Source organism: Paenibacillus kobensis NBRC 15729 (assembly GCF_004000825.1).
GTDB classification, from domain to species: domain Bacteria; phylum Bacillota; class Bacilli; order Paenibacillales; family Paenibacillaceae; genus Paenibacillus_T; species Paenibacillus_T kobensis.
In genome coordinates this window covers 1-8,697 of sequence record NZ_BILZ01000104.1, presented here as the reverse complement: position 1 = coordinate 8,697, position 8,697 = coordinate 1, and the positions used below count along the sequence as shown (strand labels likewise).

Sequence of the window (8,697 nt, the reverse complement as noted above, 5' to 3'; positions counted from 1 at the left end):
TAATACCCCGCGTACTTTTGTCCAACAGCTTTGTATATAGATGTTCTAGTCTTGAGCAAGTGAAAAGAACTTCTATACACAAAATAAAAAGCCGCAGTTTATGCGACTTTCTTAGTATAGATGTATTTGTCGTCCGACACTTAATTATGCCCCAACGTAATACTGAGCCTGCGCATTCCAGAGTTCAGCGTATTTCCCGTCCCGGTCGGCTACAAGCTCGTCATGGGAACCACGTTGAATAAGCCGACCCTCGTGAAACACGGCGATGTCATGACAGAATCGGCAGGACGAGAGCCGGTGTGAGACGAAGATTGCCGTTTTACCACCGATTAATTCATTAAATCGGGAATAAATCTCGAACTCTGCGATCGGGTCCAGTGCCGCCGTAGGTTCGTCTAATATCACGAAAGGCGCATTCTTGTACAGCGCCCTTGCGAGAGCCACCTTCTGCGCTTCACCTCCTGAAATCTCCACACCGTCGTCAGAGAAATCCTTATGCAGGTAAGTATGAAGCCCTTCTGGCATGTTCTTGACCTTTTCACCAAGCCCCGCCATGATAAGTGATTCCTCCGCCAGTGCTGCGTCATAATTCTCTGATGCGGCAACGTTATGGCCAAGTGAGAACGAATACAGTTTAAAATCTTGAAACACAACGCTGAATACGCCCATATATGCCGAATAGTCATACTCCCTGATGTCGATGCCGTTTAACGTGACAACGCCCTCCGTAGGTTCATAAAGCCGGCATAGCAGCTTAATCATCGTCGTCTTGCCGCTGCCATTCAACCCCACGACGGCAAGCCGTTCGCCGATATTAAATTTCATGCTAAGGTTCTTGATGGCGTAATTGTCAGACCCAGGGTACTTGAACGAGACATCACGAAACTCAAACTCAAGTCCTTCTTGCGGAATTTGCCTGCTTTTAGCGCTTTTTTGCATGTTGTCCGGCAGGTCAAGATACTCGAACACGAGGTTGAGATAAGGGTTGTTTGTTATAAAATTGCCCGAAACAGAGACCAGCTTGGCCAGCGCACCTACAGCGCCCGTCACCGCTCCGATGTACTGCACCACGCTTCCTAAAGGATACATGCCATAAAGCGCCCGCAGACCGATAAAGAGATATACGCAGCCGCCTAGTACGGCATTCATTGCCGCTGCCAATGCGTTGTTTTTTCCCATCAAGTTAAAAATACGGTACCAGTACTCCGCTCCAACGGATTTATTGTAATGATCCTCTATCGCCGGCGACTGTTTATAGAGTCGTATGTCCTTGGCGGCATTTTTGGCCTGCATATATTCGTTAAAAAAACTCACATAGGTGTTTGCTTTAGGGTTATCCTCAAACACTTTCTTCTGAATTGTCTCCTCCCTCTTCTTGAGCAAATAAGTAAAGGGAATCATTGTCAGGATGAGAAGAATCAGCACAACGGTAGCAAACGGAGAAGTTATAAACGTCTGCTCGTAGGAAGAAGCGGATGTGAACATCCCGATAAACAAGATGACAGATAGTATCAGCTCAAAAAGAGGCTGTAATAGTTCCGGCAGACTGTAGTGCAGGCGCAGAATGCCAAGTCCGTTTCCGTTCGACTTCGCTTCAATATCCGCTAACCTCTCATTATTCATCGTATCTTCCACTTGATCGTAGTTCAGCTGCATATATCGATTGCCCAGGAAAAAATAGAAACGCGCCAACAACGTACTGTTTAAGGTTGTGATCCTGCGGTTAACTGCGGCGTTGATAGCCGAACCGGCAAACGCAAGCCCTACTGTAAGTGCGGCATATAGCGTAATGCGCCCGGTGTCGCGCTCGCCGGCCAGCTCGTTTATGATCTGGGCAGACAGGAAGAGCACCATTAAGGGCTGAACCGCTTTAATAAAGGATGAGGCGATAGTAAGCGGAATGTAGGTTGGCGTTAAGCAATTTACGATGCCGTATCCGCGGTACAGGTTACGCCAGATGGAGCGCTCCTTCATGATCGGTCACCTCCCCATCCTTATAGTAGTGAGACTGCACGTTAAACATCTCGGCATATTTCCCGCCATGCCTCATGAGCTCGTCGTGCGTGCCGCACTCGGCGATGCCGCCGCCATCGATTAATAGAATTCTGTCGCAGAAACGTGTGCTTGCCAGCCTATGGGAGATGTAAATCGATGTTCGCCCCGCAGTCAGTTCGGCATATCGCTGGTAAATCTCGCTTTCAGCAATCGGGTCCAGCGCTGCCGTAGGTTCATCCAAGATGATAACCGGAGCGTCTTTGTACAGCGCGCGCGCCAGCGCCAGCTTTTGCTTCTCGCCGCCCGAAAGTTCGATAGCATCGGTATGCACCCGACGGACAAGAAGTGTGGATTCTCCATTCTCAAGTCCTCTTACTTTATTCATAAGGCCGGACATGATGAGGCATTCCTCTACCTTCTCGTAGTCTGTCTGATCCGGGGGCTGCTGCGAGATATTGCCGGCAATATCGCAGCAGAAGAGATGAATATCCTGAAATACCGTTGAAAAAAGCGAAAAATATTCGTCTCTGTTAAATCGCGTAATGTCGACGCCGGCGAGCGTAATCTCCCCGCATGTTGGCTTATAGAGTCCGCATAAAAGCTTAATAAGCGTCGTCTTGCCCGCTCCGTTCGCCCCGACAATGGCGATGCGCTCTCCGGGCTTGATCTCAAAATCGATGCTTGAAAGGGTCGGTGCTTTTGCTTCCGGATAGGTATATCCAACGTTTCTTAATGTAATCGCGGGAGGAAGAAGATCGGCGGAAGGCAGCGCATGGCCGGCGCCAGTATTTGAAAGATCGGGCACATCCAGATAATCTCGTATATCTGACAGCTCACTTAAGGAACGGATCAACTCGCTTGAGCTTGTCAATATACCCGACAACCAGCCCGCAAACGCGCCAATGGCGGCAAATACGAGCACGAAGTTGCCCAATGTCATCTCGCCGTTTATCAGCAAGTAAATAAGAAACGCGTACGAGGCCCCATCACGAATCAGACTGAGCACCGCATCCGATAACTGAGCCCTCATATCGCCAGTCGCTACCTTTTTCTCTTTTTCGGTTGAGGAACCAAGTACGTTTTGAAAAATATCACGGATTAAGCTGCTGAGGTCATATAGACGTACGTCTTTGCCGCCGGAAGGCTCTTTCGACACCTTCTGAAGATACCAGAGTTTGCCTTGAAGCTTTGACCGCTCTTCCCGCGTGTCCCTCTCAACTTTTCGGGCGCGAGAGAGCGCAAGCCAATTGATCCCGGCCGAAATGGCTAGAAAGAGAATAATAAGGGGATGTACCGATACGATAACCGTTCCATATACAAGAAAACCCGCTACGTTCATTAGAAACTGTGAAAGGTTCCTCGGTATGTTAGAGGCGGGAGAGTTATTGCTTTGCATGGCACGCCACGCCTTTTCGCCCCGTTTTGCGTATCCCGGGCTTTCTAGCACCTCGTAGTCCATATTTAGATGCTTATGCATGATGATTTGGAGGTGCTTCAATATGCTTATGGTACCTACAGATTCATTGGTGATGAGATCAGCGTAGCTTTTAGCACTGCTTAGCGCGGCCAGAAGAAGCGCCATGATGCCGACCGACAGTATAAACTCGCTCGGCGTGACTCCCGCAGTAATGTTGTCGATGACAATTTTAGGCATATAGATGCTTACAAAAGGAACACCGACGCCAACGAGCACCGAGACAGCACAGCATATCAACGTAAGCGGCCTCGCCCGCCAGTGCATCTGCATGGAGTACATGATGTTTGACCACGCGGAGTACGCAGCTTTTTTCTCTGTTGACACTCTAAAACCTCCTTATGAAATTTAGATGAAGAGTACTGTCGAAATCAGCATGGCACCCCCGTGGATATTAAAACTATCAAGCAGTAGTTGAGACTGGAGATTCAACCGTCGATAACTCAAACACGCCCCAAAGTGACCAATTCTGAATAATTCGTGACGGAGTAAATATTTCCCTTCTGCTACTTCGAGTACATGAAGGCCAGCCAATTGCTCGTCGGTTATTGAACAATGTAAAACTGCCTTGGTTATAACAAAAACAGCACCCGCTTTAACAATGGCTGCTGTTTCTGATTCTAACTATCCTTCTAAAATACTCTTTTTTCGTACTCGTCGATTGCATTCTCGCTCATGACCGAGGTCAAAAAAACGAGTACCCCTTTACCATCTCGTTCAATAATTGCTTTCCCATTGTGTTTTTTTATTGAGGTCAACGTGCTTCTGAAACAACCTTCTTCATTAAACTGCCAAATAGCTTAATGAGGCCGCCGATCATGCGCGGCAGCCTCGTTCGTGGTGTGTTTTGTTCCGCTATCGTTCTCCCGTTAGCGTAACGTTGTTTAGTACTTTTCAAGTTCTTGATCCAAATCTTTTAACAGTACGTTAACCGCAAGAACAGCTGAATCATCTCTATTCCAGAAAATCGATGGCTTATATTGGTCTTCCTCAATACCGGGTAACCACTCATTGATAAACTCATCTAAAGAGATACTCTGTGCTTTATAATTAGACCACTCCTCAAAAGCACAATATTCCGCAAATTCTTTCTTTGGCCAGAATGGAATCATCATGCCTCCATCGTCGTCAGAAGTCATTGCCCATCCGTCATCATACAATCCCCAAACTTCTTCAAAATCAACAACCTTCTTAATAAAATATTCGTATCGAATATTCGCAGGAAGTTTTATAACTGCTTCAAATTCTTTTTCATTCAAAATTATCTTCTCCTAGTGATCAAACTAAAGTCTCCCGTTAGTTTAGCGAGGAGTTAACAAATGAAACACTGTATGGGTATTGTCCAATATCAAATACTCCTTCATGAGTTCCTTCTACTGTAATTTCTGTTTTAAAAATTTCCGCTTCCTTATCTGATCCAAGCCACACTCTTCTATATGCAGACAAAATGAATAATCCATCTTCATCACCTACCGCTGCAAATGTTTCTTTGTTGTCCTTGTATCCATTAATTAAAAGATTTGTACTTAATAAGTCTTTGATACTAATTACATCATTAACCACAAGACCGATTTCACTGATATTTAATAAATTCTTACATGTAAATGGAGTAAGGTTTGCGTTATCAAGTGTATGTCTAGCGATAATTTCAACTACATTTCCTGCAGGATCACCAAAATAAATTGAAGTTGCATTCCAGGTTGTGGAATAAATTTGATATGAGTTGTCTGGGAATAAATTTAGTGTAACTCCGACCGAGTTTAGCCAAGTGATTGATTCTTCTATTTTGTTCTCTGGGATGTCAAAGGCGAAATGATAAAATGGACTTTTTTCAGCATTATCCGCTTGCTCGAAAATTAAATCTGAAGTTCCCACTTTTAAAGTTAACGTATTACTGGAACTCTCCACTAGTGGGACTCCGAGATCATAAATGTAGAACTTTTTGAGTTGCTCTAATTGTTTAGTGAGTAATTTAATACTATGTATCCGCAACAATCTCCACTCCTTAGAATATCTTTGTTCGAAAATATGTTCGGAATAATAGTAACATAATTTGGAACGTACGCGTTGCGCTAACCTTCCCGTTAGTTGAGAAAACTCAGTTAGCTTAATACATGAAGGCTATAAATACTCAGCCTGAAATTACATAGGCGATATTAAAAGACTGGGAAATAAGTAATATCCAAAAGGTCCTCGCTGGCAAATTCTTTTCCAGCCATGATACGCTCCAAGCCTTTAAACATCTCAAATACGGTATACGCTACCTCTTTACCGATCCCACTCCGCTGGGAATGTCACCAAGTCTTGTTACGAATCGGGAATGTCATCAAGTTCTTGTCAGCAATGCTGACAAATATTCAATTCCCCAATAATTTCAGTTGACCTGATAATGATAATCAATTAGAATCATAAAAGTAGTGATAATGGTTTTCAATGTTCCGATGAGATCGGCAACAAAGGTGGAATTATAATGTTCAATCGAATACTTATATTGGCTGTTTCAGCATTGTTATCTCTCTTATTATTATTTCCGTTAAGTGCATTGGCTTCGAGTGTCGGTCTGGACAATATGTCAACTCTGATCACCTATATCGAGAAAGCACAATCAGCTAAAGACTTAGACACATCAAAACAGGCTTACGATCAATACAAAGAGCAGTGGTTGAAATTAGAAGATTCGATCAAGTCAGATTCAACAGATGCATACAAAGCGATTGAGTCGCAAATGGGGCAAGCCGAATATGCGTATATGACCAATATATCAGCCGATGTTAATAAAGCCCTCCTCGGCCTACATAACATAGCCAAAGACTATTTGGACGGTAAATACGCCAGCTCTAACGATTTTGATGAAAAAGATATTACCCTATCTGATTTTGTCATCATGCTTAAGCAAATTAAAGAAACCATACACAACCAGGATCAGGTGAAAGCAATTGCTGCCATTCAAAAAGTTCGTGATGCTTGGTTAAGTGTTGAAGGGCATGTCGTCGCACAGTCGTCTTCCGCGTATAACGATTCTGAACGCGATTTAGTTGTCATTCAAGCGATGCTGACAAAATCAAATTTCGATAGTGCCGAAAAAACGATTACGAATATGATTTCCTATTTAACGCCTCTTAGTGAGAAAACGGCTTATACTTTCTGGGATGCCGCTATGATTCCGATTCGCGAAGGATTGGAAGCTTTGTTAGTCGTAGGTGCTCTGCTCGCATTCGTCCGCAAATCGAAATCTAGAGATGGGAAGAAATGGGTTATATCAGGAGTTGGTGCAGGCTTATTATTGAGCATCGCTCTAGCATTTGTCATTAAATTCGTCCTATCATCTGGCGCATTCGGCCAAAATAACTTCTTGATCACCGGATGGACTGGCGTGTTCGCAGCAGTGATGTTGCTTTATATGAGTTATTGGCTCCACAGCAACTCGAATATCCAACAATGGAATCAATACATTAAGTCCAAAACGGAATTCGCGATGAGCACGGGGAAAATGATTACGCTTGGGACGCTCTCTTTCCTTGCGGTATTCCGCGAAGGTACTGAGACAGTCTTGTTTATAATCGGTATGATAAATCAAATCAGTTTCCAAGATTTGATGCTTGGTATATTGATCGGCTTTGGATTTTTAGCCTTTGTTGCGTTCTTGATGCTATACGTCGGGATCAGACTGCCGATTCGTCCGTTTTTCCTTGTATCGAGTTTTATCGTACTTTACTTGTGCATCAAATTTATGGGGATGGGCATTCATAGCTTGCAGCTAGCTGGCGTTATGCCGGTTTCGAATTCGGATAAATTGCCTAACATCAATTTCTTTGCCTTCTATCCGTCGTGGCAAAGCGCAGCTCCTCAACTGGCGATTGCTCTCATTGCCATTCTGTTCTTATTCATTGTCCGCATTCGCAATAAATCAAAAGCCAACATCTCTACAACATAAAAGTTCTTTAGGAGGAAAACAAATGAAACGACTACACTTATTACTTGTTGCAACCATCTTGCTTTTGTCTCTTGCACTATCCGCTTGCGGCTCCAAAACGACTGAAGATCCTGTTAAAAAAGGTGCAAATGAATTGATTGTTGTAACGAACGACTTGCAAAAAGAAATTGATGCCGGTAACGAAGGAAAAGTAAAAGAACTCGGACCTAAGCTTGAAGAGACGTGGGCAACGTTCGAGGATGGTGTAAAAGACAAATATGCGGACTTCTATGAGAAAATCGAAGAAAGCTTAAATCCGGAAGTTGCTGGATCGAAAGCAGATTCCATCGACATGTCAACACTTGGCCAACTGAACGCCAGCCTTAACAAAACGTTAAATGAGCTAGTTCAAGGTATAAAGTAATAATTCTGCCTGCGATTATTCGCAGGCTTTTTAATTTAAATATAGAGATTATCCCCAAGATCCGTAATCAGCATAAAACCTCCTTTTCGTTTGCATCTAATAGAGGGTTTTAGATTTATTGATACAACTATCGTACCTGTTAGTGCAATCAAGACTGACGCATACCGGCCTTGGCATATTGTACACTCGGCTCATTTCTTTTTACTCTACTATTGAAAATTACATTGCCGTCTGGATCATGAACATGAAAATATTTGCCGCAGGGTAAGTTATCATAGCGATTTGATACGGTTACCCACTTTTTCCATAAATTGCATTTTAATCCCCCCTTGCCTTCCATACTGCCTATTGCCGTTCGCTCTGCAAATACGTTTCTTCGGTGAAGTTCTCGGCACGTCCACCGTTCGAGCGGTCCGACGCACGGGAGAGGGGAGAATGCAAGCCCTGTGGCACTTGCCTGGTTGGTCTGGCATACTCTGTTAGAAATACCTGCGGAGGAAAATGACTATGAAGCGTGCCGGAGGAAGGGAAATTCCATTACTTCCGGGGCAACGATACGGCTCGTCATGTCGTGAACGCGGATCTCTATCGTGAAGTCGTGTACCGGGAACTCTGGCCGGGAATCGATGTCCTGATCCAGGGAGAGGGGGGCGAGCTTAAGTTCGATTGGCTGCTTCTGCCCGGTGCGAAACCGGAGGATATTGGGATTAGGTACGCGGGCGCCGACGAGATCCGATTGGATGCGGACGGCCATCTTCACTTTGTCACGCCTTATGGCGACTTGGTCGACCTGCCCTTTACGCTATGAAAACGGCAGCTGAATTGAAGATCAGTTGCCGTCCTGCTGTATTGAGCTATATTTACAAGGCTTAGTCACCATTCAGGTAAACT

Annotated in this window: 7 protein-coding genes; 3 read left to right on the top strand and 4 right to left on the bottom strand. The window is 44.5% G+C overall.

What is annotated here, in order from left to right; translation table 11 throughout:
• Positions 1–144: 144 nt before the first annotated feature.
• The 4 genes from PKO01S_RS27815 to PKO01S_RS27800 form a co-directional block, all read right to left on the bottom strand.
• Positions 145–1,974: an ABC transporter ATP-binding protein gene (locus PKO01S_RS27815; protein WP_127534694.1), complete on the bottom strand. Its 1,830-nt coding sequence runs from the start codon at positions 1,972–1,974 to the stop codon at positions 145–147.
• On the bottom strand, positions 1,949–3,796 hold the full coding sequence (locus tag PKO01S_RS27810; protein ID WP_127534693.1) for an ABC transporter ATP-binding protein: 1,848 nt from the start codon (positions 3,794–3,796) through the stop codon (positions 1,949–1,951). The genes PKO01S_RS27815 and PKO01S_RS27810 overlap by 26 nt, the downstream gene beginning before the upstream one ends.
• Before the next feature lie 557 nt (positions 3,797–4,353).
• Complete coding sequence (locus PKO01S_RS27805; RefSeq protein WP_127534692.1) at positions 4,354–4,728, bottom strand: DUF2750 domain-containing protein; 375 nt, start codon at positions 4,726–4,728, stop codon at positions 4,354–4,356.
• A gap of 37 nt (positions 4,729–4,765) precedes the next feature.
• Positions 4,766–5,377, bottom strand: a complete 612-nt coding sequence (locus PKO01S_RS27800; RefSeq protein ID WP_127534691.1) for a VOC family protein — start codon at positions 5,375–5,377, stop codon at positions 4,766–4,768.
• A gap of 562 nt (positions 5,378–5,939) precedes the next feature.
• Between PKO01S_RS27800 and PKO01S_RS27795 the strand changes: the two genes are divergently transcribed.
• From PKO01S_RS27795 to PKO01S_RS27785, 3 genes are all read left to right on the top strand, one after another.
• Positions 5,940–7,403 carry an FTR1 family iron permease gene (locus PKO01S_RS27795; RefSeq protein WP_127534690.1) on the top strand — a complete coding sequence of 488 codons (1,464 nt, stop codon included), beginning with the start codon at positions 5,940–5,942 and terminating at the stop codon, positions 7,401–7,403.
• A 22-nt stretch (positions 7,404–7,425) separates the two neighbouring features.
• Positions 7,426–7,806, top strand: a complete 381-nt coding sequence (locus tag PKO01S_RS27790) for a hypothetical protein (protein WP_127534689.1) — start codon at positions 7,426–7,428, stop codon at positions 7,804–7,806.
• A gap of 514 nt (positions 7,807–8,320) precedes the next feature.
• The gene (locus PKO01S_RS27785) at positions 8,321–8,614 is read left to right on the top strand and encodes a DUF7948 domain-containing protein (RefSeq protein WP_127534688.1); all 294 of its coding nucleotides are present in this window, start codon (positions 8,321–8,323) and stop codon (positions 8,612–8,614) included.
• Positions 8,615–8,697: the final 83 nt, after the last annotated feature.

Excerpts from the sequence above, each read along its gene's own strand:
- PKO01S_RS27815 (WP_127534694.1), bottom strand. The coding sequence starts at position 1,974 with ATGAAGGAGCGCTCCATCTGGCGTAACCTGTACCGCGGATACGGCATC.
- PKO01S_RS27795 (WP_127534690.1), top strand. The coding sequence starts at position 5,940 with ATGTTCAATCGAATACTTATATTGGCTGTTTCAGCATTGTTATCTCTC.
- PKO01S_RS27790 (WP_127534689.1), top strand. The coding sequence starts at position 7,426 with ATGAAACGACTACACTTATTACTTGTTGCAACCATCTTGCTTTTGTCT.